This window comes from uncultured Finegoldia sp., assembly GCF_947252345.1.
In the GTDB taxonomy this organism is placed as follows: Bacteria; Bacillota; Clostridia; order Tissierellales; family Peptoniphilaceae; genus Finegoldia.
The window spans coordinates 1-26,421 of record NZ_CAMXVC010000022.1 but is presented as its reverse complement, the minus strand read 5'-3'; the positions used below and the strand labels follow the sequence as shown (position 1 = coordinate 26,421).

The following is a 26,421-nucleotide window of genomic DNA, read 5'->3' as shown; positions in this document are numbered from 1 at the left end:
GGAAAATTTGTTTAATTTTTATTACGATAGAACAATGTTGTTGCTGATACCAGCTTTGGTTTTGGGATTTTATTCTCAGTACAAAGTCAATCACACATTTGATAAGTTCAAAAAAATTAAAAATTCAAAAGGTTTAACAGGCAATGAAATGGCTAGAGTTTTGCTTGACTATGAAGGACTAAATGAAGTTGAAATAGTAAATGTTCAAGGAAGTCTTACTGATTATTATGATTCATCAAAAAAAGTTTTAGCATTATCTGATGATGTATACAATAGTCAGTCAATATCGGCTGTATCAGTTGCAAGCCACGAAGTTGGTCATGCAATTCAAGATAAGGAAAATTACGGATTTCTAAGATTCAGAGAATCTTTATTTCCTGTGGTCGACTTTGCATCAAAATCTGTTTGGATTTTAATAGTTTTAGGATTTTTATTGAGTATGCGACCACTACTGGAATTTGGAATTATATTATTTTCCGTGACAGTTTTATTTCAATTGATTACATTGCCAGTAGAATTTGATGCAAGTAGCAGAGCGATTACGGCCTTATCGAACGGACTATTAAACAAAGAAGAAATCGAACCAGCAAAAAAAGTTTTACGTGCTGCCGCATTGACATATGTTGCCAGTGCTCTAGTATCACTATTGCAATTAGTTAGACTTTTAATTTTATCGAGAGAAAGAGACTAGTTAGCAAAATAAATCGACATGGGAAATTGATTAAAATATTTTTTAGGTCGATTTATTTTGCTTTTTTTTATAAATTATGGATTTTGAACAGTAATAGAGGCGAAAATGAATATTAAAAAGGATATAATCACAATTACAAATTTGGTAAACAATAGGTCAGGATATTCATCGGAAATTTTAAAATCATATGATTATGGAGAAATGGATGAAAGAGATATTGCATACATAAAAAGATGTGTATTTACCGAAATCGAAAACAGATTTTTTGTAGATTATGTGATTGGCAAGTGCAGTGATATTAAAATAAATAATCTTGATACAATTGTTTTAGAAATACTTAGAATGGCAACTACAGAAATACTTTTTATGAACAATGCTGACTATGCAGTCGTCAATGAAGCGGTAAACTTAGCTAAGGAAATGACAAAACACAAAGATTTTGTAAATGCTGTATTGAGAAAAGTGTGTGAATTTGATTCATCGAAAGAAAAATTAAATGATGATATTAAATACTCAATAAATAAGCAACTTTTAGATATGCTCAGTAAATCATATTCAAAAAAAACATTAAAAAAACTGCTAAAGTCATTTTTTTATAAGTCTGATTTTGTTATAAAAGAAAATAAACTTAAAGGGAGTAACATCGAACAGAATTTAAGTAAACAAGGATATAAAATTATAAACCATCCTTTTTTGAACGACAGCTATATAGTTGAAAATCCGGGTTCTATAATGCACACTGATGAATTTAAAGATGGTAAATTTTTAATTCAGGACGGTTCTTGTAGCTTGTGTGCCAGTATTTTAGAACCAAAAAATGACTCAATAATTCTCGATGTTTGTGCAGCTCCTGGTTCAAAATCATGTAACATACAAGAGCTGACTAACAATAACTCAATTATTTACTGCAATGACATAAATAAAAAGAAAATTGATAAAATCAGACAGAATATTGAGAAATGTGGAGTAAAAAATGTGCATTATTTGAATTTTGATGCGACGGAATTTAAACAAGAATTGGTTAATAAATTCGACAGAATATTAGTAGACGCTCCTTGCTCGGCGACTGGAGTTATAAATAAAAACCCAGAGATAAAATTGTTTCGCAACAAAATGGATTTAAAAAAACTAGTTGACACGCAAAGAAAAATATTAAAAAATTGCGTCAAATACTTGAAAAATAATGGAATTTTGGTTTACTCAACTTGCTCATTGCTAAACGAAGAAAATGAAAAAAATGCTGATTTTATAGAAAATAATTTGAAATTAAACAGACTTGACATAGAATTTTATGGCAGCAAAAATAAATTTATAAAACTTATGCCGTTTCAAAATGGAACTCAAGGTTTCTTTATTTCTAAATTTATAAAATGCGATTAGATTACAAAATCATAGATATTTGATATAATTTAATTTGGTGAATATTATGCACAACACAAGTGTATTGGAAAATTTAAGCATTGAAGAACTAAAAGAATTTTTTGGAATGTTATCAGAGAAATCTTTTAGAGCTAAACAATATTTTCAAGCTATTCATAAAAACAGAATATTGAATCCTGAAAATATGACTAATTTTTCAATAGAATTGAGAGAAAAATTAAATAAATATAATGGCATAAAAAATTGTTCTATAGCCAAGAGATTAGACTCAAATGTAGATAATACGAAAAAATATTTGATACAATTATCAGACGATAACATAGTAGAGACAGTTTTTATGGAATACAAAACTCATACATCTATTTGTATTTCCACACAAATAGGATGTAAAATGGGTTGTAAATTTTGTGCTTCAACTAAGAAAAGCTTCGTAAGAAATCTTGAGGCTTATGAAATGTGCGCACAGATTTACTTGGTTGAAAATGACTTAGGTAAACGAATTAATAATATTGTTCTTATGGGAATAGGAGAACCATTAGATAATTACGATAATGTTGTTAGATTTATCAATCTTATAACCAATAAAGATGGCCAGGATATGTCTATAAGAAATATCACATTGTCAACTTGTGGTTTGGTTGATAAAATTAAAAAACTTGCTGATGATGATATAGGAATAAATATTACAATATCATTGCACAATCCATTTGATGAACAGAGAAGTCTATTGATGCCAATTGGTAATAAGTATCCAATAGATGATATTCTAGATGCTTGTGATTACTATTTCAAAAAAACAAAACGCAGGATTGGATTTGAATACACAGTGATTGAGAATATAAATGATTCAAAAAAATATATGGACAAACTTGTTGGTTTACTTAAAAGTAGAAACTGCCTATTGAATTTGATTACGTTAAACCCGATTGAAGAGTTTAATCAAAAATCACCGAACAAAGAAAAAATGAATGATTTTATGAATTATATGATAAATAATAAAGTCAATACAACAATTAGAAGAAAACAGGGAATTGATATTGACGGAGCTTGTGGGCAATTGAGGATAAACAATATGATAAAAAGAGGTGTGAAATGAAATATGCTTCAAAAACAGACATTGGAATAGTCAGGAAGTTAAATGAAGATTATCATATGAATTATATAGCGGATGATTACAGTTTGTTAGTAATTTGCGATGGAATGGGAGGACATAAAGCTGGCGAAGTTGCAAGTAAAAAAGCTGTAGAAACTGTTGTAAATTATGTAAAAGAGAATGATGAAGATAAAGATTATGAGAAAAATCTTGTTAAGGGAATAAAACTTGCCAATGCAGAGGTTTACAATGACAGTATAAATAACATTGAACATAGAAATATGGGGACGACGATTGTAGCGTGCTTGATTTATTTGGATAATGCTATAGTTGCTAATGTTGGTGATAGTAGATTGTATTTGTACAGAAACAATCTACTAAAACAAGTTACTATTGACCATTCATTGGTTAATGATTTATTAGCATCTGGAACTATAACTGAAGATGAGGCTATAGATTTCTCTCAAAAAAATGTTATAACGAGGTCTTTGGGTATACAAGACAGCGTTGATGTTGATATTTTTAATTTGAAGTTGAAGAAAAATGATATTATTTTGATGTGTTCAGATGGTTTAACATCACAATTGGACGAAGATGAAATAGTTGAAATAATTGAAGAAAATTCAGACATAAATGATATTCCAGATAAATTGATTGAAAAAGCAAATAACATAGATGGAATTGACAATATAACTATAACACTTTATTTATACGAAGGGGAAAATTATGATAGGTAAAGTTTTAGGAGATAGATACGAGATAATCGAAGAAGTCGGCGTAGGAGGAATGGCAAAAGTATACAAAGCATTGGATACTGTTCTTAACCGTTATGTAGCCGTAAAAGTTCTTAAAAATGAATATATGGAAGATCAGGATTTTCTCAGAAAATTTGCGATGGAAGCACAATCTGCAGCTTCGTTGACTCATGCAAATATTGTCAGTGTATTTGATGTTGGAAGTAGTTATGTAGATGGAAGAAAATACAATTATATCGTAATGGAATATGTCGATGGTAAAACTCTTAAGGACATAATTGATGAAAAACAAATTTTACCAATTGAGGATATTGTAAATTACGGAGTTCAAATCGCAAGTGCGCTTGAATGTGCACACAAAAACGGAATAATTCACAGGGATATAAAACCTCACAATATGTTGATAGACAAATCAAATAATTTGAAAGCAACCGATTTTGGAATAGCAAGAATATCTTCTTCAGCAACATTGACATACACATCAACTGTTTTGGGAACTGTCCACTACATTTCACCAGAACAAGCCAAGGGCAAATTTATCGACGAAAAAAGTGATATTTACTCACTGGGAGTCGTTTTATATCAAATGTCAACAGGAGAGGTTCCTTTTGATGCACCAAATGCAGTTGGAATAGCATTAAAACACATACAAGACCCTCTTGTTCCACCAATAAAATTGAGACATGATTTACCAAAAGGCTTGAATGATATCATTGTCAAAGCGATGGCAAAAGACCCTAATGATAGATTCAAATCAGCTACAGAACTAAAAGAAATGCTGAAAAACTATCAAAACTACGCATCAGATTTGATGGAAAAAACTACCAAAAGTCCTATTATAAAAGATGTCGATGAACAACCAGAAGTAAAAGAAGCTATTTATAAAACACCTCAAAGACATTCTGACAATGATAGAAAAACCAAATCAAAAAAACTAGCTTGGATTATAATTCCAATAGTACTTGCATTTATAGTATTTTGTGGAATAGTTTTTGGTAAAAAATATCTGGATAAAAATAGTAAAAATATGGTAATAGTACCAGCGTTGACAGGACTTAGCGAAAATGATGCTATAAATAAAGCGAAGGAAAGTAATTTGATAGCTGTAGTTTCGGAATATCAAACAGTTACAGATATGGAGCCTGGTAAAGTATTGAAACAAAATCCGGATTCGGGTAATGAAGTAAAAAAAGGAACGATAATAAAACTTGTTGTAAGCAAAGGAGAAGAACAAGTTTCCGTACCGAATTTATCAAATATGACTCCAGAAAACGCGAAGATTCAACTAAATAAACTAGGATTAGAAGTTGGACAAACCACAAAAGAAAACAGCGAAAATTTTGAAGCTGGTAAAATAATGAAACAACATCCAGAACCAGGTACTAGTGTTGCCAAGGATACCAAGATAGATATCACAATTTCCTTAGGGAAAAAAGAAGAACTTGTTGAAATGGTGGATTTAATAGGAACAGATATTAGTCAAGCTAGCAATAAATTAAAAGCTATTGGTTTAAATATCGGAAACATAGAAAAAAAATTCAGTAATGATTTTGAAGAAAATCAAGTAATATGGCAACAATTTGACCCTGAAAAGAAGCTAAAAAAAGATAGTTCCGTGGATGTAATCATCAGCAAAGGTAAGAAAAAGAATGATTTAGTTGAGAAAACATTTAGAATTAGTAAGCCTGTAGAAAAGGGAATATATACTGTTACAATTAAAGATGAAACTGATGGAAATATTGTTTACGAAAAAAATTATGACGCATCTGATGGAAATATTAAAGTTAAAGTGAAAATCAATCCAGAACACGATATCAAAGTATATATCAATGGAGAACTAGTTAATGTCGGATAAATCAGGAGTTATCACTAAAATTCAGAGAGAATTATTTTTTGTAAATGATGGCAAAAATATTTTTCCTTCTAAAGCAAAAGGAACTTTCAGAAATAAAAAAATAACGCCTGTAGTGGGCGATAAAGTAGATATAGTAGTTGAAAACGGTCTTGGATTTATATTAAAAATACATCCAAGACATGTGCTTCTACACAGGCCTGAAGTTAGTAACATAGATAAGTGTTTTGTATTGACAAGTATTAAATCTCCAGATATTAATCTTATGTTATTGGATAAATATCTATTGATGATTGAAAAATACAATATTGATTGTGTTATTGTTTTTAATAAGTGCGATCTTGTTTCAGAAAGCGAGAAAAAATTTTACTCTAATATATATAAAAAAATAGGATATAAAGTTATATTTAATACTAATAAAGATGGAAACCAAAACGAAGAATTAAAGGCTGAATTTCAAAATCACATAAGTTGCGTAATTGGCCCTAGTGGCGCAGGGAAATCAAGCACTTTGAAAAATTTGTTTCCAAATCAAGAATTTATATCTGGTGAAATCAGCAACAAAACCAAAAGAGGAAAGCAGACTACTCGTCACATAGAAATAAAAATGGTTTGTGACAATACATTTGTTTTGGATACACCAGGTTTTAGTTCGTTTGACCTGAATTTTCTATCTGATAAGTCAGATATTAAAAATAATTTTGTGGAATTTAGAGAAAATAGCAAAAAATGTAAATTTAATAATTGCGAGCATATAAATGAGCCAAAATGCGAAATAAAAAAACTTCTTGAAAAAGGAGAAATTTCTTCAAGCAGATATAACAATTATTTAAAAATAATACAAGAATATGAAAAAATTAGGAGGTATTAATGTTGAATTTGAGCCCGTCTCTATTGTCGTGTAATTTTTTTGATTTGGAAAAAAATCTAAATATATTGAAACAAAAAGGAATAAGATATCTTCATTTAGATGTTATGGATGGTGATTTTGTACCAAATATTTCTTTTGGACCTTCTATAATTAAGCAAATCAGAAAAAAATATCCCGAGTTTATTTTTGATTGTCATTTGATGGTTAATAAGCCAGAAAATATAATAGACAATATTTTAGATGCTGGTGCTGATATTATAACTTTTCACCCAGAAGCAACATTTCACCCTCATAGAATAATTCAAACCGTGCATAAATCAGGTAAGAAATGTGGACTTGCTCTGAATCCTTCTACAAGTTTGGAATGCTGTGAATATATTTTAGATGATTTGGATATAATATTAGTGATGAGTGTTAATCCTGGCTTTGGAGGGCAATCATTTATTGAAAGTCAGTACAAAAAATTAAAAGACGCCAAGCAATTGATAGAAAACTCTAGTCTCGACATAATTCTTGAAGTAGATGGTGGTGTAAAGACGACTAATATAGACAAAGTTATAAAATGTGGTGCAAATTTGATAGTAAGTGGTTCTGATGTATTTAATGAAAATATTGAAAATAAATTAGACCAGTACAACAAATTATTATGTAATTAGGAGGAGATATGAATAAGGATTTAAAATTTATGGTTGAAGGAGCAATTACTTTAGCCTTAACTTTTGTATTAAACAGTATTGTTATTTTTAGAATGCCTAGAGGAGGCTCGATTTCTTTAGCAGGATATGTTCCTATTTTATTATTTGGTTTAAGATGGGGACTAAAAAAAGGGCTATTAATAGGATTGATGTATGGAATTTTAGATAGTTTCTTAGATTCTTATATTATTCATCCTATTCAGTATATTTTAGATTATCCATTGGCTTATATGGCTCTTGGATTGGCAGGGTTAGGTTATAATGCTGATACCGAAAATGGCAAAATCAATGTAAAAATGATTTTATCATGCCTATTAGCCGTTGTCATGAGAGCTGTTTTTGCAATTGCTAGCGGATATGTTTTTTTCAAAGACACACTACCAAAAGATATTCCAGCATTACTGGGCTCGTTCTTATATAATATAACTTATATACTACCAAATGGAATAATTGCTATTGTTGTAATATTGATTTTAATAAAGCCTATGTCTAAGGTTAAGAAAAAATGATTGGATTAATTTGTTGTGCTGGAGAATTGTCAGATAAAAAACTTTTTGAGGAATTTTACAACAAATCTCATATTAAAATAGCTGTTGATGGTGGCACTAAATATTTTACTAAATACAAAAAAGATTTTGATTTTGCCGTTGGAGATTTTGATTCAGTTCAAGTCAAAGATAAAGAATTTTTGGAACTAAATAATAAAATCTTCGAAAAATACAATAAGAGGAAGGATTTCACAGATTTTGAAGCGGCTATTAATATTCTTATTAAAAAAAATTGCGACTTAATTTACTGCTTTGGAGCGACAGGGACAAGATTGGATCACACAATTTCGAATTTAATCTATTCTAAAAAATGTTTTGATTTAGGTGTTGATTTGGTTTTTGTCAGCGATAATAATATAGTTAGATTTTTGGGAAAAAGCACTGAATGTAATATGAGATATAATTATATTTCGATAGTTGTTTTGTCGAATAATGGATTGAGTGTTCGACTAAATGGATTCGAATATGATGGGGATTTTTTTGATGTAGAATATTGTTCAACGCTTACTATAAGCAATAAAGTAAAAGATAAAAAAGCATACATTGAATTAATAGATGGTTTTGGATTGTTGATTGATTCAAAAGATTAAAAAAGAGTCGACTGTGAACCGACCCTTGAAGTTGAACTTCAAAGTCAACTTGAGGGAATAGTTCATTAACGACTCTTTATTTTTATTCTTCTTCTGTTGTTTTGATAAATTGAGGTCTTTCTACTAAACCTGATCTTAAACATCTAGTGCAAACATTAATTCTTTTTGGTTTTCCATCAACTAAAGCTCTGACTTTTCTGATATTAGGAGCCCAGCTTCTATTTGAAGCTCTCAAAGAAAATGATCTATTATTTCCGAAAGTTCTTGATTTACCGCAAATTTCACATTTTTTGGACATAATTACACCTCCTGGTTCTTTTTCAAATGTCTCTTGATATTATAGCATATTTTAAAATGCAATTTCAAGCTTTTAAACGTAAAATATGTTATAATATTATAGTATTAAAATGAAATTAGAATGATTAAAATTTAGAAAGAATATAATTTAATCGTGTATCTTAAAAATAGGAGGTAATATGACTACTAAAATTGACAATGAATATGGTTCAATATTAATATCAGATAATATTGTCAGAACTATTGCTAGTGAAACGGCTATGACTTGTTATGGAATAGTAGGATTAGCTTACAAAAATTTATCGGATGGTTTATTAATTTTACTCAACAAGGATAATATGAGTAAAGGAGTAAAAGTATATACAAAAAATAATAAAATTGTAATTGATTTAACTGTAGTTTTGGAATACGGTACAAAAATTGCTGTTGTTTGCCAAAACATCATAGATACGGTTAAATACAGCGTAGAAAACAAAACTGGTCTTGAAGTGGAATGTGTTAATATATTGGTTCAAGATATGAGAGTAAACGAAAATAAATAGGAGGCACAATGAAGAATGATGCAATACTGTTCAAGAATTGCCTTCTAGCGGGATTTAAGAACTTAGAAAATAAAAAAGAAATTGTAAATAGTTTAAATGTTTTTCCTGTTCCAGACGGAGATACTGGTACTAATATGACACTTACTATTAAATCAGCTATTTCAAAAGTAAACAGTGTTTCAGATATTACAATAGCTAATTTGGCAAAGGCAATGAGCGATGGTTCTCTTATGGGGGCTAGAGGTAATTCAGGGGTAATAACTTCTCAAATTATGAGAGGATTTTACAACGGCTTTAAGGATTATGAAAAGTTCGATGTTTTTGCTTTAAGAGATGGATTTGTGGAAAGCTACAAAACTGCATACAAAGCTGTAATGAAACCAACAGAGGGAACTATTTTGACAGTTTCTAGATGTATGGGTGAGTTTGCAGAAGAAAACTACCAAAACTATAAAGATATCAAAACATTTTTGACGGATATAATATCAACAGGAAATAAGGCGCTTTTGAAAACAAAAGAAATGCTACCGGTTCTAAAAGAAGCCGATGTAGTTGATGCTGGTGGCCAAGGATTGATGTTATTTCTCGAAGGTGTCTTGAATTATGACAATGAGCAGTTGATTTCTGAGACAACAATAGACGAATCATCCAGAACAATTAACGATGATTCTACACAAAATCTTAATCAGGATATAGAATTTGGTTACTGTACTGAATTTTTCATAATGACAGATGAAGATGAAAATGAATACAGAAATAAATTAAAGGATTTTGGAGATTGTATTCTCGTTGTAAAAGGTGATGGAGTTATAAAAACACATATTCACACAAATCATCCTGGAAAAGTTATGGAAATTGCATTGGAAATTGGAGCATTAAAAGACATTAAAGTTGACAATATGAGGCTTCAACATCAAAATCTTCATTCAACAGAAGAAGAAATTAAAAATTGCAAAGATAAAAAAGATGAACCAGAAAAGGACTTTGGCTTTGTTGTGGTAAGTAGCGGCGAAGGATTCAATAAAGTTTTTGATATGCTTAATGTAGATGAAATAATCACTGGTGGACAAACAATGAATCCATCTACTGAGGATATCGTAAATTCTATTGAAAAAGTAAACGCAAAGACTGTTTTTGTATTTCCAAATAATAAAAATATAATTTTGGCTGCTAACCAAGCAAAACAAATCGTTGAAAAAGATGTTTATGTAGTTGAATCCAAGTCTGTTCCACAATCAATTTCAGCAATTCTCGCTTTTAACGAACAAGCAAGTTCTGAAGAAAATTTTGAAAGTTTTAATGATGTTATTTCAAGTGTTAAAACTGGTGAAGTTACATTTGCTGTAAAAGATTTGAATATGCAAGACATAAAGGTTAAAAAAGATGACATTATTGGTCTTGACCAGAAAAATATCAGAGCAGTTGGTACTGATATCAATAAAGTGTCAATGGATTTGCTAAGACAACTGATTGAAAAAGATGATTCACTAGTAACTATTTATTATGGCGAAGGCTGTGATGAAATGGCTGCTAGTAAATTAAAAGATGAATTAGAAAATGAGTATAAAGATATTGATATAGAAGTTGTGGAAGGTTCTCAACCTTTATATTATTATGTATTTTCAATAGAATAATTCCTTGTGCATATTTACAGATAATAGGTTCTGTTGAACAGACTTATTATCTGTATTTTAAATGCAGGGATTTTTTTGTGTGGTGAGTTATGCAATTATCAGAAATAAAAGGAATAGGCAAGAAAAAGCTTGAAGTTTTAAACTCTTTGGGTATTTTTAAAATTAACGATTTATTAAATTATTATCCTTATAGATATGAAAATAGAGCTGTCATTAAGAATATAATAGATACTAAAAACGAAGAGTCTTGTGTTTTGAAAGTAAAATTCGTATCTAAACCTATAACAAAATATTTAAGAAAAAATATGAATTTGACATCTGCAATTTGCTATGATGAAACTTCAAAAATAAACGTATCTTGGTTTAATCAACCATTTATTAGAAATCAAATTTCCCCAAACACCACTTATTATTTGTACGGGAAAATCACCAAAATTAAAGACCAGACAAAAATAACATCGCCGATATTGAGCAAAACTTTTGGTGGTAAATTAGGAATAATTTATCCTATTTACAAGCTCAAGAAAGGAATTACGAACAATGATATGATAAAATTTATCGATTATGCGCTAGCTAATTGTTTAGATGATGTGCAAAATGTAATTCCATATAGTATGATAAAAAAATACGGCTTATCCAATAAAAGAGAGTCTTTGAAGAATATTCACAAACCTGTTGACTATGCTAATTTCAGACAAGCGAGAACTTATCTTGTACTTGAAGAAGTCATTATAATGCAGCTTGCTATGCGTTCAATGAAAAAGGAAAATTGTGTAGATGGGTATGTGCAATTTAAAAACGATAATTCTATTAGTGATTTTATAAAAACTTTGAAATTTGAATTGACAAAAGGTCAAATTGATGCGATAAAAGATATTGAAGATGATATGATTAGTCCAAAAAAAATGAATAGACTAATTCAAGGAGATGTAGGTAGCGGTAAGACAATAGTTGCCGAAGCGGCGATTGTAAAAACTTATTTCAGCGGATATCAGTCTGCTTTTATGGCACCTACAGATATTTTGGCAACACAACATTATGAAGGATTAGTTGAAGATTTCAAAAATATCGGAATCAAAGTGTGTTTATTAAAATCAGATATACCTAAAAAGAAGAAAGACGATATTCTCGAGAAAATTAAATCTGGATATTATAATGTAATTGTAGGAACGCACGCAATAATTCAAGATTTTGTAGATTTTTATAGGTTAGGTCTTGTAATTACTGATGAACAACATCGTTTTGGAGTAGGTCAAAGAAAGAAAATTTCTGACAAAGGTAATAATCCGGATGTGTTGGTTATGACTGCAACACCGATTCCAAGGACTTTAGCTTTGTCTTATTATGGGGACTTGGATATTTCTACCATAAATGAAATGCCTAAAGGAAGAAAAACAGTCGAAACATATTCTGTTGGTTTTAGTTTCGAAAAGAGAATTGCAGATTTCATCAGAAAACAAGTCGATAATGGATTCCAAGCTTACATCGTATGTCCATTGATAGATGAATCTGAAACTCTGATTTTAGAGAATGTAACTGAATTGTATGCAAGATTAAAAAAAGAATATTTTTCGGATTTAAATGTAGGAATACTACATGGAAAAATGAAATCAAATGAAAAAGAATCTGTTATGAAGGATTTTGTAGCAGGGAAAACTAAAATTCTAATTTCAACGACTGTTATAGAGGTTGGTGTCAATGTAAAAAAAGCAAATGTTATTGTAATTTACAATGCTGAACGTTTTGGACTTTCTCAACTTCATCAATTGAGAGGACGTGTTGGGAGGTCATCTGACCAATCTTACTGTATTCTAATAAACAACGCTCATACTGATGAACAAATGAAAAGAATGAGTATTATGGTTAGCACGAATAGTGGCTTTGAATTATCACAACAAGATTTAATTATGAGAGGAAGTGGGGACTTGCTTGGAACAAGACAATCGGGAATACCACTTTTAAATATTGCTGATATAGAGAAAGATTGTGAGTTGATAGAAAAGTCTTCGGTTATATGTGACTATATATTAAATAATAAATTATTAGAAACAAAAGAGTACTCGAATCTTAAGGACGAAGTAACAAAATTCAAAGATAAGTTACTTGAAAATGTGATTTTTAATTGAGGTGAATAATGAAAATAATTTCTGGAAAATTGAGGGGAATGAATATAAATACTGACGTAGATAGATTTACAAGGCCTACAGAAGGAAAAATCAAAGAATCTATATTTAGTGTAATATTTCAAGTCAAGACAAACTCGAAAGCCTTGGATTTATTTGCTGGAAGCGGAGCAGTAGGGATGGAGTTTTTAAGTCGTGGCTGTGATTTAGTAGTTTTTAGTGAAGGCTCAAGCGATAATATAAAATGTATCAACGACAACATAAAGCACACAAAAACACAAGAATACACTAAAGTTTTCAAAGGAGACTTTAAGAAAAATTTGTTAAATATTAAAAGACAGAGCATTAAGTTCGACTATGTTTTCATTGACCCTCCTTATGAAAGACTTAATTATTACAGAGAATCAGTAAAAATGTTGATAGATAATGAATTATTAAATGAAGATGCTCTCGTAATTTTAGAGTCAGAAACCGAATTGGATAGTAGTTATTTTAATGAATTAGAATTAGAAAAACATAAAAATTACGGAAATAAAAAAAATATTTATTTTTTGAGGAAATTTTATGAATAAAATGAAAGTATTATACCCTGGAAGCTTTGACCCAATTACTAATGGACATATGGATATTATTCAAAGAAGTAGCAAAATATTTGATGAAGTAAACATTGCCGTAGTTAAAAATAAACAAAAACAAAGCACTTTTTCTCTTGATGAAAGGGTAAAAATGATAGAAAAATCATGTGAACATCTGAAAAATGTAAAAGTTTATTCGTTCGAAGGATTAACAGTTGATTTCGCGAAAAAAATAGGTTGCAGTACAATAATAAGAGGTCTTCGAGCTGTGAGTGATTTCGAATCGGAAATGCAAATGTCATTGGCCAACAAAAAATTAAATGGAGATTTGGAGACAATATTTTTAGTATCCGACGGTAAATATGCTTTTTTATCTTCATCAATAGTTAGAGAAATAGCCTCTTATGGTGCTGATATTAGTGAGCTTGTTCCTAACGAAATTGTAGAAATAATAAGACGAAAATATGACGACAAATAAATACTTTATCTTGTAATAATTTGATATTTCTATTATAATAAATGTAAGAATAATTAGCTCAATGTGGGAGGGTTATATGGATATTATTAAATTAATAGAAGAAATGGAAGACATACTTGATGAAGCTTCAGCAGTTCCATTTTCAAAAAAAGTAATGGTTGAAAGAGAAGAATTATTATCTGTATTAAAAGATATGAGAGAAAACTTACCAGAAGAAATTAAACAAGCTCAATGGACCAATGCAGAAAAGAACAGAATAATTGAAGAAGCTAATAGAGAAGCTGAAAATATCAGAACACAAGCTTACAAGGAAGCTGAAAAAATCGATCAAGAAGCTCGTTCTAGATTTGAAACAATGGTTAACGAACATGACGTTACAATCGCAGCTCAAAAGAATGCAGAAGACATTACTTCTCAAGCAGAAAACAATGCAAGATTATTGAAGAGTCAATCTATACAATATATAGATGAAATGCTAGAAACTACACAAGATAAATTAAAAGTCTTGTTGGACGAATTACAAGAAAATAGAAATGAATTAAAAGGATAAAAAAACTTAGCAGTTAAATAAAACTGCTAAGTTTTTTTGTTTTACTATTTTACTAAATTATCAGCAAATTTTTTGATTTCAACTGTAGAATTATCATCAGGTGTGTCATAGCAAATAACAGTATCTACAACGTTCAAATTATTTTTTGCACATCTTTCTTTCCAAAAGCCCATCCATTCACCATTATTCCATTCATAAGAACCGAATAAAGCAATCTTCTTATCGCCTAGTTTTGGCTCCAAATCGCTAAACATTGGCTCAAATGAAGTATCTTCTAATTCTTCATCTCCCATTGCAGGACAACCAAATGCAATCAAGTCATAATTATTGATATCACATTTTGCATAATCATCGCTGAATACAACATCAACTTTACAACCTTTTGATTCACATTCTTCTTTGATAATGTTTGTCATTTTTTCTGTGTTACCAGTTTGAGACCAGTACAAAATTAATAAATTCATATTTTACTCCTTAAAATAATTGATTATATCAAACAAGGAATTTCCTTGTAGTGATAATTGTTGTGTAATGATTCTAGCGTATTCAAATTTTTCGAATGTGTACTTTGCCTTATCAACATTTGAATACACTTTCCATTTTCCTGTAAAAATTTCATTTTTTCCATTGTAATTAATAAATCCTAGCACATCATCATAAGGATAACCTAAGAAAAATCCAATTTCATGTGGAAATTCATTTTGAAGTAATCTTTGTTTCAAGAAAGTAATGCTGTTATTAAAATTATCGGTAGGGTAACCATAACTTTTTAGAGCGTTCTTTAATTTCTCATCATTATAATTTTCTATTAAATTTAGATTAAGTAAGTACAGCAATAACTTTTTATTTGATTGCTTCAAAATTATTAAACTAAAATTATATTTTGATAATTCTTCGTTTAATTTGATTATGTCTTGGTAAATTGTATCGTAAATATCAACGTTTACCATATTTGCAATTTTTAAATTGCTAAGTGTAGGATAACAATGTTCTATTATTATTTCATTTAACATGCACACCTCTATAAATTGTTGATAAATATTATCAAGAAAATCATAACACATATTCTCTGAGAAATCAATATTAATTATCAATTAAAAAAGCTGAAATTTATGGTATAATATTTTTGTGATATTTGGTATATGCAAATATCTTGATAATATAGAATGTCTATGTTATATTTTATATATCAAGTAATTGAAATGAGGTGGAAATTTGAAAACTGTTTTTTCAGTGCTTTTAGTTATTGTCAGCATTATTATGATTATTGCAGTAATGAGTCAAGAAACTAAATCAGAAGGAATGGCAGCGTTGACAGGAGAAACTAATGTCGGTGGACATGGTGGAAGATTAACAAAAGACAATTATATTAATAGAGTAGTTATTGTTTCATCTGTTATATTCTTGGTTTCGGCTTTGGCGTTAGCATATATAAAATAATTTAAATTAAATAGTTGAAAGGAGTAAATCATGGAAAATATGTATTACTATTTAGCTATTGCAGCAGGAATTATCGCATTACTATTTGCTGCAATAAAATTTAGTAACATAAGTAAAAAAGGTGCTGGTAATGAAAGAATGAGGGAGATATCAGGATTTATTCACGATGGAGCAATGGCATATCTTTCTCGCCAGTACAAGGCACTTATAATTTTCGTAATTATAATTTGTGTTATTCTGGCAATTGCAATCGATTATAAAACTGCAATTTGTTTTTTAGCAGGAGCCTTATTTAGCGTATTAGCTGGATATATCGGTATGCAAGCAGCAACAAAGGCAAACGTTAGGACAGCTAATGCTGCAAAAGAAGAAGGAATGAATGGTGCACTTAACGTCGCATTTTCAGGTGGAGCTGTAATGGGTATGTGCGTTGTAGGATTAGGAATTTTAGGTATAACAGTTTCTTATTTATTATTTAAAGACGCAGAAATAGTTACAGGATTCAGCTTTGGAGCTTCTTCAATCGCATTATTTGCTAGAGTTGGTGGAGGTATCTATACAAAAGCAGCTGACGTTGGTGCTGACTTGGTAGGTAAAGTAGAAGCGGGAATCCCTGAAGATGACCCTAGAAACCCTGCTGTTATTGCAGATAACGTTGGTGATAATGTTGGTGACGTTGCAGGTATGGGTGCTGACTTATTTGAATCTTATGCAGGTAGTATTCTATCAGGTATTACTCTAGGACTACTAGCTTTTAAAGAAGCCGGTGTTTCATTTGCTATTGCTATCGCAGCAGTTGGAGTTATTTCTTCAATAATTGGTGTATTTGCTGTAAGAGGTGGAAAAGATCCACAAAAATCTCTGAACTTAGGAACTATTATAAGCTCTTTGTTGGCTATAATTGGTTCTTTCTTCCTATCTAATCACATTTTAGGAACAAATAACGCATTCTTCTCTGTTTTGGCTGGTATATTGGTAGGTTTGATTATTTCTCAATTTACTGAATACTACACTTCAGAAGACAAAAAACCAGTACAAAAAATTGCCGAAGAATCAGAAACAGGTTCATCTACAAACATTATTTCTGGTTTGGCAACTGGTATGAAATCAACAACTGGTCCTATTATAGTAATTGCCATAGGAATTATAGCTTCATTCTTCGCATCAAATGGTGCAGCTAACCCAACAGAAGGCTTATATGGTATTGCAGTAGCGGCAATAGGAATGCTTTCTACTTGTGGTATGACAATAGCTGTAGATGCTTATGGTCCTATCGCAGATAATGCTGGTGGTATCGCAGAAATGTGCGAATTGCCAGAAAATGTCAGAGATATCACAGATAAGTTAGACTCTGTTGGTAATACTACTGCAGCAATTGGTAAAGGATTTGCTATAGGAAGCGCTGCGTTGACAGCATTAGCATTATTTGCATCTTATACTGCAGTAGTTCAATTAAAACAAATTAACGTTACTAGCCCAGAAGTTGTTGCTGGTATGTTCATAGGTGGTATGTTGCCATTCTTGTTCTCAGCTTTGACAATGGATGCTGTAGGAACAGCTGCTAATGATATGATTGTAGAAGTTAGAAGACAGTTCAAAGAATTTCCTGGAATAATGGAAGGAACACAACAACCAGATTACAAAAAATGCGTTGATATTTCAACAGGTGCCGCATTAAGACAAATGATTGTTCCTGGATTACTAGCTGTAATTTGTCCAGTTGTTATGGGATTTTTGCTAGGTGCAGAAGCTCTTGGTGGATTGTTAGCAGGTTCTTTGGTAACAGGTGTATTGATGGCAATCTTTATGTCAAACAGTGGTGGAGCATGGGACAATGCTAAAAAATATATTGAATCAGGTCAACATGGTGGAAAAGGCTCAGATGCTCACAAGGCAGCGGTTGTTGGAGATACTGTAGGTGACCCATTCAAAGACACATCAGGTCCATCATTAAATATTTTAATAAAATTAATGACAGTAGTAGCATTAGTATTTGCACCATTAATCGCTCAATATGGTGGAGTATTGCTAAAATTATTCTAAAAATATTAGATAGCATAAAAGAATCGAATGATTCTTTTATGCTATTTTTTTTATATTGAATAATAAAACGATATAAAATTTTAAAATAAACAATGTTTTTTTGAAAAAATGTATTTCATTTTAATATATTTTTCGAAAAAAATTCCCGATAATTTTTCTAAAATAATGTTTTCGAAATCTAAAAAAACTATTGCTTTTTCAAAAAAATTTCTGTACAATTCAAAATTGAGAGTATTTATCACAACTCTCGAAACAGCGGAGTATCAACGTTATGACTAGCTTATAATTGATATTTTGCTAATAAATTCATTGAAAGGAGAAAAAATGAGTAGAGAAATTTTTAAGAAATGGTTATCTTTTACTCTTGTTACATTGGTAACAGTTGCAATAGTGTTTTCTGTTGTGAATTTTTCAATAAGAATGAAAAATTTACATTCAAATTTAAATAAAAATACACTAGCAACAGCTTCTGATAGCTATGTAAAAGGATTAAAGGATGGAGATTATGATGGAAAAGCAGAAGGTTATGGAGGGTCGTTCAAAGTTAAAATTAGCATAAAAAATGGCAAATTAAAAGCTATAAACGTGCTAGAAAACAATGAAACGCCTGAGTACTATGAGAAGGTATCGTTAATTATTGCACAGATTTTAAATCAAGGAAATGCAAATGTTGATTCTATTTCAGGCGCGACAATCACTTCTGAGGCTATTAAAACGGCGGTAAGAAATGCTCTTTTAAAAGCCGGATTTAAAGAACAGATTAAAAAGATAGCTTCTAGTTCAAAAAAAGATGCTCCTAATCCTACAAAAGTAGAAAGTGGAAAATTAAAAGATGGAAAATACGAAGCATCAGCTAATGGATACGGAGGAGTATTAACCGTCAGAGTTATTGTTGAAAATGGAAAACTACAAGACTTCAAAATTATTTCCCATGGAGAAACACCGCAATACTTAAGACGTGCTTCCTCTATAATCGGTTCAATATTGCAATCACAAAGTGTGAATGTGGACTCTGTTTCAAACGCAACAATATCCTCTAATGCCATAAAACAAGCGGTGGCGAAGGCTTTAAGAAAAGCTGGTTCAAAAGAAAAGCCTAGAATAACGTATGTAAAAAACGTCAAAAGGCCAAAAACAAAACTCGGCAAAAAATCTATAGCAATCAAAACCCAAGAATTAAAAGATGGCATTTATCAAGGAGCTGCAAATGGATTTAACGGTCTGATAAAAGTCAAAGTCACTGTCTTAAAAGGATTGATAAGTAACGTTGAAGTTATTTTGAATAATGATGATAATCCTTATTTTAATAGGGCAACTCAAGTGATTTCAAAAATTTTGGGAAAACCTGGTAAAAAAGTAGACACGATTTCGGGGGCCACATATTCAAGTAGAGGAATTTTAAATGCTGTAAATAATGCAATCTTAAAATCAAGCACAAAGAAAAATAAAAACATTGTAAAAGCAAAAGCACAAAAAAATTCAAATAATCCTACAAAAAATGAAAAGCCACAAAAAAACAAAAACAAGTTAGTTAATGATAACAAAGAAAACACAGAAATCATAGAAAATAAGAAGCTGAAAGACGGGACATATATTGGTTTTGGACAAGGATTTAATGGTCCGATAAAAGTTAGAGTGACTGTAACAAACGGTTTGATAGCGAATGTTGAAATACTATCTCACAAAGATGATATTCCATATTTCACCAAAGCTTTGGCTGTATTATCTGATTTACTAGGAAAACCAGGTAAAAGCGTGGATACAGTGTCTACTGCAACATATTCAAGCAGAGGTATAATAAGTGCTGTAAATAATGCTATTAGTCAAGCAGGTGCTAGTGAACAAGACAATTTAGTTGCAAAATCGAGTAACAAATTTTCAAATCATAATTCAAAAACAAACAATGAACTAAACAACCCAAATGATAGTGGAAATTCAAATCAACACAATTTCCATGGGAATAGTGATAGCGGTAGCAGTGCATTCAACAAGAAATTAAAAGATGGAACATATATAGGATATGGTCAAGGGTTCAACGGCGCTATGAAAGTAAAAGTTACGATTACAAATGGACTTGTATCAGGTATAGAAGTGGTATCTCACAAGGAGGATATTTCGTATTTTACTAAAGCTATGTCAGTTATATCAAGACTACTAGGAAAGCCAGGAAAACGAGTAGATACAGTTACTACAGCAACTTATTCAAGTAATGGCATAATAAATGCTGTAAATAATGCAATTAGTCAGGCTATAATCAATTCAGAAAATGATAAGCCTAATAAAACCGAAGATAATCCTCAAATAGAAAATCCAATAGATGATAAGAAAAATCCAAAAGAAAACCCAAATGAATCTTCTACTGAAGAAGTAATTGATGAATGGCTTAAAAAATATTATAATGAAAAGCCGCTTAAAAATGGAGATTATACTGGATTGGGAATTGGATATATTAATACTAGAAAAACAAAAGTATATATCAAGATAGAAAATGGGGAAATAACAAATATTAGAGTTGGAAGTAATTCTGAATATGGTGACGATATGGGACCTTTCAGAAATAAAGCTGAAAAAGTTTTGAAACTATTAAAAGGCAAACAAGGTAGGTTAAATCTTGCAAAAATGGGTCTTTACAGAGAATATTTTGAAACAATTAGAAATAGTAGTGACCCTAAAGCAAAAGTTAAGGAACTTTTCGGTGAAAAGTATTTGAAAAATCTAACTGGATATAGAAGCGATAATTCCGAATCAGATTTAACATTACTATCTCGAACTGTAAAATCTTATATGTCTGAAAAATATAATGCACATGAATTATTTGATAGTGTAAGTGGAGCAACTGTAAGTGCAAGTGGTATTTCTGCTGCAACTAGAGAGGCATCCGAAAAATCATCAAACGATTATAAAACGAACACGGATATTAAAGAAATATCTATTGTTGCACCAAAAAGTAAGAATATAGAAGTAAATGAAAATAGTCCAGTAGATTTTTCTAATATGCAGCTAAATATTATCAAAAAAGACGGCTCTGCTGAACGTGTTGGATGGAAAGATTTTGGCTCAAAAGATATAACTATTACTGATGAAAAAGGTCATCAAATATCAAATGGAAGTGTTTTTGAAGGTTCAAAGAAAGGAAAAATTATAAAAGCTAGAGTATTACACAAACCTTCTCTATCTTATGATGAGTTTAAAATTTCTTTTGGAAACTTTAGCAAAGATTATATTATTGGATTAGAGTACAGCAAAGATGGTTCAAAATGGTATAAGGTTGATAATGTCGCTATGGATTTTGTAGACGATAGAAATATATCTGACCATCAAATCATTAATGCACCATTATCATTTGAATTTGAAAAAGTTAGAATTAGAGCAGTATCAAAACAAGGAAAAAAATATGAATACACTGCTACTCTGCTTCCAGTAAACAAAAAAGTTGAATATTCTTTAGTTAAATCCGATAATCCAAATTCTTTACAAAAAATATACGTTAATTTTGAATTATCTGGTAAAGAATCAGAAAAACATATTGTTGAAAATGATGATAAGAAACGAGATGATGAAAAACCTAAAGAAGAAATAGAAGTAGGCAAAGAAATAATAGACACAAGTTTGATGGAATCAAATGGACAACAATGGATTGAAAGAAAACCAATAAAACCGGCAACCGTAACAAGCTTAGAAAATAAAATAGAAATATTGCCGGAAATTGAAGGACTACCAAAAGGATTGACATTTGATGGAAAAACAATAACAGGTGTTCCACAAATAACTGACGAACAATGGCCAAATGATGGAAGTGGAATAAAAACTATTACACTAAAACTCAAAGCTAAAAAAGGCGACAAAATACTAGTAAGACCAATAACTTATTGGGTATATAGAGACAAAGACAGAGACGGAATGGCGGATGCTGATGAAGATGGAGGAACTAAATTTAACCCACTAAGAAAAGACTCAAACCCTATTATAGTAAATGGAAAAGCGCCAAGTATTGAAGAATACAAAGCAAAATTTTCGAATATTCCAAGTGACGGCTCAGTGAAAATAAAATTCACTAATAAACCAGATTACAAGAAAAAAGGAAAACAACGTGTTAATTTAGAATTTGTTGTTGATGGAATAAAAGAAAATGGAAAATCGTATTTATTTATCAACGTAGTAAAAGAAGTTGAAGGAGAAACTGAATCCATAGATGAAAAACCTAAAGAAGAAATAGAAGTAGGTAAAGAAATAATAGACACAAGCTTGATGGAATCAAATGGACAACAATGGATTGAAAATAGACCGATTCGACCAGCGACTGTGACGAGTTTAGATAAAGAGACAACAATTTTACCTCAGATAGATGGTCTTCCTAAAGGAATGACTTTTGATGGGACAACTATAAGTGGAAGTCCGATTGTAGAAGAAAACAGTTGGCCAAATGATGGAAGTGGAACAAAAACTATTACACTAAAACTCAAAGCTAAAAAGGGTGACAAAATACTAGTAAGACCAATAACTTATTGGATTTACAGGGACAAAGATGGCAATGGAATTGCAGATTCTGAAGAGGGTCAAGTTAACAATTTCACTCCAGTTAGAAAATCTTTTAATCCAATAATAGTAGATGGAGTTGCGCCTACAATTGCTGACTATAAATCAATGTTTTCTAATATACCAAATGATGGGTCTGTAGAAGTTACAATAATAAGAGAGCCTGATTTCACTAAAAAGGCTGATAAACTACAGAAAGTTCTTCTACAATTCAAAGTAAAACGTACAAATGAAACAATCGAAAGTTTTGTTTATGTAAAAATAAATAACCCAGTAAAGAAAAAAGAAAACAAGAATGCTGATATGAATTTAGAAAACAACAAAGAAAGAACAAGAAATAATACACCACAGAACTCTACTGAGCAAAAAAACAATAAAATTCCGGCAACAAAGTTAGAAGCAAATTCTTCAAAAGCGGGAAGTAAAGAATCAGAAAAATTCGAAAAACACGAAAAATTAACTGAAAAGCAAGAAAAAAATTCATTTGAAGGAAAAAATCTTGCAGAAAAAAATTCTCGCAATAAAGAAAATACTAATTAGAAGGAGATTTTTATGACATTAATTATTGGAATTTTATTTACAATTGTTTTTTATGGCATATTTGCTGATTCTATTAAAAAACATGCGGGTGCGTTTTATATTGGAGTTTATGTATGGACAGGTTTAGTGATATTCTATTTTAATATGGGATATGATAGACTTTTGCCTGCTTGGTTTAACAAATATTTTATGAATATTTTTTCGAGAGGGATATTCGCAACGGCAACTTTTATGATTGTTATGTTTTTAGGAACAATTACAAAACACAATAGCTTATCAAAAAAATTAATGAAAGCACGTGGAGAAATATCAATCATATCAAGCTTGTTGGTTATAAGCCACAATATAATATTTAGTGTGCATTATTTTCCGGTCTTGTTTACAAATCCTGGTTCAATGGATAAAAAAACGCTTATAGCGACAATAATCACGATTTTATTGTTACTGATGTTGATTCCTCTTTTTGTGACATCTTTTCAATGTGTGAGAAAGAGAATGAAACCTACAAATTGGAAAAAACTGCAAAAGCTTGCGTATCCATTTTTCATTGGAATCTACATTCATATAATGATTTTGTATTCACAAGATTGGAAGGCACATTTATCAGGGATAATAATCTACACAATTATATATACAAGTTATGTAGTATTGAGATTGCGTAAACAAAAAAATAAGAGATTAAAAACTTCCGTTAAATAATCTAAAAGAGATGGTGTAGTTAAAAATGCCATCTCTTTTAAATTAATAATTAGAAATTAATTATGAATAAATTTTTGCTCATCAAAAGTGCATTTCACATCGGATAATTTTATTTTGAGTTCAAAATATTGTATAATAATAATATCTAGAACTTTAGGAGGATTAAATGGACGAAGTCGGGCCCAATTTATTGGTAGAATTAATTATTTTGTTTTTTTTAATTGCTATTAATGCTTTTTTTTCAGCAAGCGAGATAGCAATAGTTTCTTGTGACAAAAACAAATTGGAAAATATGAGTGAAGATGGAAACGAAAGAGCTACATCTGTATTGGAGCAATTTGAAAAACACACTAAATTTTTGTCAACAATACAAGTTATTTTGACATATATCGGTTTTTTTTCAGCGTCATTATGCGCATCTGGATTGAGTGTGAGTCTATCGAAAAAACTTGTGTTCTTAGGATTGACAAGACAGACAACATATTGGATTTCGGTATTATTTGTTCTTTTGATATTGTCATTCGTTTATATATTGTTCGGACAATTAATTCCGAAAAGAATAGCCCTTAGTGTGGCTGATTCATTTGCATTATTTTCCATAAATATTGTTAAATTTTGTTATTTTCTTTTAAAACCATTTGTATATTTGCTTTCCAAATCAACAAAGTTAATTCTGAGCATTGTTGGTATTAAAACATTAAATGTTGAAAGTAAAATCACCGTAGAAGAAATAAAATCAATGGTTGAAGTTGGAAAAGAACAAGGTCTTATAAATTCAAAAGAAAAAGATATGATTGATGCTGTAATAACTTTTAACGAAAAAACAGCAGAGGAGATAATGACTGCTCGAACTGAAGTTTTTGCAATTGACTTAGAAGACGATATTGACGATTACTTGGATAAGTTGATGGAGCTAAAATTTTCGAGAATACCGATATATGAAGGTGATGTTGATAACATTCTAGGTATTATTTATATTAAAGATTATATGAGTGAAGCATATAAAAATGGCTTTGGTCATGTTGATTTAAGGAAAATATTAAAACCACCTTATTTTGTATCTGAGACTAAAAATATCAATGATTTGTTTTATGATATGAAAAAGAAAAGGATTCACTTAGCGATACTAATAGATGAATACGGCGGGTTTTCTGGGATAGTTACAATGGAAGATCTTGTAGAGGAAATTGTGGGCAATATTGAAGATGAATATGACCATGAAGCACCTGATATTATTCAAGTTGATAAGTTTAATTTCATAGTTAAAGGTAGCACATCGATTAAAGAGATTAATTCTAATATTGGATTAGAAATAGATGAGTTGTCGGATGATTACGACACATTAGGCGGTATGTTGATAAACTTTCTAGGCTATATTCCTGATGATGGATTCAAGAGGAAAATAGACATAGATGGTGTTTTGTACAATATTATATTCGTTGAAGACAAGAGAATTAAGAAAGTCAAAATCACACTGCCTAAAAATTTTTATGAGTAGGTGAGATATGATAATAATAAAAAACAAAGATGAAATAGAAAAAATGGATTTGTCCGGAAATATTATTTCAGGAATGCACGAAGCATTAAGAGGATATGTAAAACCGGGAATTACAACATTGCAAGTAAATGATTTTTGTGAAAAATTCATAAGGTCAAAAGGAGCAATTCCTGCCCAAATAGGTTTTGAGGGATTTCCTTATGCTACTTGTTGTTCTGTAAATGATGAAATCTGCCATGGATTTCCATCCAATTACGTTTTAAAATCCGGAGATTTACTAAAGGTTGATACTGTTGTAGAATTTAATGGATGGATGAGCGACTCGTGTTGGAGCTATGGAGTCGGAGAAATAGATGACGAGACAAAAAGGTTGATGGATGTCACTAGAGAGTGTATGTACGAAGGAATTAAATTAGCTGTAATAGGAAATAGATTAGGAGATATTGGAGCTAGAATACAATCAATAGCAGAGTCAAATGGTTATTCTGTAGTTCGTGAATTTACAGGACACGGAATTGGAAGAGGAATGCACGAAGATCCAATGGTTTTACATTATGGCAAAGAGCATCGAGGATTAAGACTTCAGGAAGGAATGGTAATAACAATTGAACCTATGATAAATATGGGCGATTATAAACTTACCATTGACGATAATGGATGGACGGCAAGAACACTAGATGGAAAAAAATCTTGCCAATACGAACACACATTGGCCATAACTAAAGATGGACCAAGAATCCTTTCAAAACAACAAGGACAATAAAAATAGAGAAGATAATTTATCTTCTCTATTTTTTTATTATTGGAAAGTCATAGAAATCATCTACTTGTTTTTTTGAATAAATAAGCTGACTTAACTTTATATCGTATTCAAATAATTTTTTATAATCACAAGATAACTTGTTTAAATCTCGATAAATTGAATATAAAACAACATCCCCAGAAATACTAGATCTGTCTCTTATACACATCTCCGAGCCCACGAGACCGT

The 26,421-nt window shown here is 30.5% G+C and carries 24 protein-coding genes and 1 pseudogene; 21 read left to right on the top strand and 4 right to left on the bottom strand.

Annotated features, from left to right (window positions below; all coding sequences use genetic code 11):
- Positions 1–7: 7 nt before the first annotated feature.
- The 9 genes from Q0X02_RS05595 to Q0X02_RS05555 all read left to right on the top strand — a co-directional run bounded on the left by Q0X02_RS05595 (position 8) and on the right by Q0X02_RS05555 (position 8,475).
- Positions 8–691 carry a zinc metallopeptidase gene (locus Q0X02_RS05595; protein WP_297812810.1) on the top strand — a complete coding sequence of 228 codons (684 nt, stop codon included), beginning with the start codon at positions 8–10 and terminating at the stop codon, positions 689–691.
- Positions 692–796: 105 nt separating this feature from the next.
- Positions 797–2,071, top strand: a complete 1,275-nt coding sequence (gene rsmB / locus Q0X02_RS05590; RefSeq protein WP_297812809.1) for a 16S rRNA (cytosine(967)-C(5))-methyltransferase RsmB — start codon at positions 797–799, stop codon at positions 2,069–2,071.
- 46 nt (positions 2,072–2,117) lie between these two features.
- A complete protein-coding gene (gene rlmN, locus Q0X02_RS05585) occupies positions 2,118–3,167 on the top strand; it encodes a 23S rRNA (adenine(2503)-C(2))-methyltransferase RlmN (protein ID WP_297812806.1) in 1,050 nt (349 codons plus the stop codon).
- A complete protein-coding gene (locus tag Q0X02_RS05580) occupies positions 3,164–3,901 on the top strand; it encodes a Stp1/IreP family PP2C-type Ser/Thr phosphatase (RefSeq protein ID WP_297812803.1) in 738 nt (245 codons plus the stop codon). Before rlmN ends, Q0X02_RS05580 begins: the two co-directional genes overlap by 4 nt.
- Positions 3,891–5,774 carry a Stk1 family PASTA domain-containing Ser/Thr kinase gene (pknB, locus tag Q0X02_RS05575; RefSeq protein WP_297812801.1) on the top strand — a complete coding sequence of 628 codons (1,884 nt, stop codon included), beginning with the start codon at positions 3,891–3,893 and terminating at the stop codon, positions 5,772–5,774. Before Q0X02_RS05580 ends, pknB begins: the two co-directional genes overlap by 11 nt.
- Positions 5,764–6,642 carry a ribosome small subunit-dependent GTPase A gene (rsgA, locus tag Q0X02_RS05570; RefSeq protein ID WP_297812798.1) on the top strand — a complete coding sequence of 293 codons (879 nt, stop codon included), beginning with the start codon at positions 5,764–5,766 and terminating at the stop codon, positions 6,640–6,642. Before pknB ends, rsgA begins: the two co-directional genes overlap by 11 nt.
- The gene (gene rpe, locus Q0X02_RS05565; RefSeq protein WP_297812795.1) at positions 6,642–7,298 is read left to right on the top strand and encodes a ribulose-phosphate 3-epimerase; all 657 of its coding nucleotides are present in this window, start codon (positions 6,642–6,644) and stop codon (positions 7,296–7,298) included. The genes rsgA and rpe overlap by 1 nt, the downstream gene beginning before the upstream one ends.
- Before the next feature lie 8 nt (positions 7,299–7,306).
- The gene (gene thiT, locus Q0X02_RS05560) at positions 7,307–7,846 is read left to right on the top strand and encodes an energy-coupled thiamine transporter ThiT (protein ID WP_297812793.1); all 540 of its coding nucleotides are present in this window, start codon (positions 7,307–7,309) and stop codon (positions 7,844–7,846) included.
- On the top strand, positions 7,843–8,475 hold the full coding sequence (locus Q0X02_RS05555) for a thiamine diphosphokinase (protein ID WP_297812790.1): 633 nt from the start codon (positions 7,843–7,845) through the stop codon (positions 8,473–8,475). The genes thiT and Q0X02_RS05555 overlap by 4 nt, the downstream gene beginning before the upstream one ends.
- 82 nt (positions 8,476–8,557) lie before the next feature.
- On the opposite strand, the gene rpmB is transcribed toward Q0X02_RS05555, so the two are convergent.
- The gene (gene rpmB / locus Q0X02_RS05550) at positions 8,558–8,773 is read right to left on the bottom strand and encodes a 50S ribosomal protein L28 (protein WP_297812787.1); all 216 of its coding nucleotides are present in this window, start codon (positions 8,771–8,773) and stop codon (positions 8,558–8,560) included.
- Positions 8,774–8,951: 178 nt separating this feature from the next.
- On the opposite strand from rpmB, the gene Q0X02_RS05545 reads away from it, so the two are divergent.
- From Q0X02_RS05545 to Q0X02_RS05520, 6 genes are all read left to right on the top strand, one after another.
- On the top strand, positions 8,952–9,314 hold the full coding sequence (locus Q0X02_RS05545) for an Asp23/Gls24 family envelope stress response protein (protein WP_297812783.1): 363 nt from the start codon (positions 8,952–8,954) through the stop codon (positions 9,312–9,314).
- Positions 9,315–9,322: 8 nt separating this feature from the next.
- A complete protein-coding gene (locus Q0X02_RS05540) occupies positions 9,323–10,948 on the top strand; it encodes a DAK2 domain-containing protein (RefSeq protein WP_297812780.1) in 1,626 nt (541 codons plus the stop codon).
- A gap of 89 nt (positions 10,949–11,037) precedes the next feature.
- Positions 11,038–13,074, top strand: a complete 2,037-nt coding sequence (recG, locus tag Q0X02_RS05535; protein WP_297812777.1) for an ATP-dependent DNA helicase RecG — start codon at positions 11,038–11,040, stop codon at positions 13,072–13,074.
- 8 nt (positions 13,075–13,082) lie between these two features.
- Positions 13,083–13,643 (top strand): 16S rRNA (guanine(966)-N(2))-methyltransferase RsmD, encoded by a 561-nt coding sequence (rsmD, locus tag Q0X02_RS05530; protein ID WP_297812774.1) that lies wholly within the window; start codon positions 13,083–13,085, stop codon positions 13,641–13,643.
- Positions 13,636–14,124 (top strand): pantetheine-phosphate adenylyltransferase, encoded by a 489-nt coding sequence (coaD, locus tag Q0X02_RS05525; protein ID WP_297812772.1) that lies wholly within the window; start codon positions 13,636–13,638, stop codon positions 14,122–14,124. Before rsmD ends, coaD begins: the two co-directional genes overlap by 8 nt.
- Positions 14,125–14,200: 76 nt before the next feature.
- The gene (locus Q0X02_RS05520) at positions 14,201–14,674 is read left to right on the top strand and encodes an ATPase (protein WP_297812769.1); all 474 of its coding nucleotides are present in this window, start codon (positions 14,201–14,203) and stop codon (positions 14,672–14,674) included.
- A 44-nt stretch (positions 14,675–14,718) separates the two neighbouring features.
- Here Q0X02_RS05520 and Q0X02_RS05515 read toward each other — a convergent pair whose 3' ends face one another.
- Both Q0X02_RS05515 and Q0X02_RS05510 read right to left on the bottom strand, forming a co-directional pair.
- Positions 14,719–15,138, bottom strand: coding sequence for a flavodoxin (locus Q0X02_RS05515; protein ID WP_297812766.1), 420 nt, complete (start codon positions 15,136–15,138; stop codon positions 14,719–14,721).
- Positions 15,139–15,141: 3 nt separating this feature from the next.
- Positions 15,142–15,687 (bottom strand): DUF3793 family protein, encoded by a 546-nt coding sequence (locus tag Q0X02_RS05510; RefSeq protein WP_297812763.1) that lies wholly within the window; start codon positions 15,685–15,687, stop codon positions 15,142–15,144.
- 202 nt (positions 15,688–15,889) lie between these two features.
- Between Q0X02_RS05510 and secG the strand changes: the two genes are divergently transcribed.
- The 6 genes from secG to map all read left to right on the top strand — a co-directional run bounded on the left by secG (position 15,890) and on the right by map (position 26,193).
- Entirely contained in the window at positions 15,890–16,114 is a 225-nt protein-coding gene (gene secG / locus Q0X02_RS05505; RefSeq protein WP_297812759.1) for a preprotein translocase subunit SecG, read from the top strand.
- 30 nt (positions 16,115–16,144) lie between these two features.
- A complete protein-coding gene (locus Q0X02_RS05500) occupies positions 16,145–18,157 on the top strand; it encodes a sodium-translocating pyrophosphatase (protein WP_297812756.1) in 2,013 nt (670 codons plus the stop codon).
- Between the two features lie 324 nt (positions 18,158–18,481).
- A complete protein-coding gene (locus tag Q0X02_RS05495) occupies positions 18,482–23,233 on the top strand; it encodes an FMN-binding protein (RefSeq protein ID WP_297812753.1) in 4,752 nt (1,583 codons plus the stop codon).
- 12 nt (positions 23,234–23,245) lie between these two features.
- Positions 23,246–23,932 (top strand): ferric reductase-like transmembrane domain-containing protein, encoded by a 687-nt coding sequence (locus tag Q0X02_RS05490; RefSeq protein ID WP_297812750.1) that lies wholly within the window; start codon positions 23,246–23,248, stop codon positions 23,930–23,932.
- A gap of 166 nt (positions 23,933–24,098) precedes the next feature.
- Positions 24,099–25,430 carry a hemolysin family protein gene (locus tag Q0X02_RS05485; protein ID WP_297812746.1) on the top strand — a complete coding sequence of 444 codons (1,332 nt, stop codon included), beginning with the start codon at positions 24,099–24,101 and terminating at the stop codon, positions 25,428–25,430.
- A 7-nt stretch (positions 25,431–25,437) separates the two neighbouring features.
- Complete coding sequence (map, locus tag Q0X02_RS05480) at positions 25,438–26,193, top strand: type I methionyl aminopeptidase (RefSeq protein ID WP_297812743.1); 756 nt, start codon at positions 25,438–25,440, stop codon at positions 26,191–26,193.
- Positions 26,194–26,218: 25 nt separating this feature from the next.
- Here the strand turns inward: map and Q0X02_RS05475 are convergent.
- Positions 26,219–26,421, bottom strand: a pseudogene (locus Q0X02_RS05475) (hypothetical protein); the annotation flags it as partial.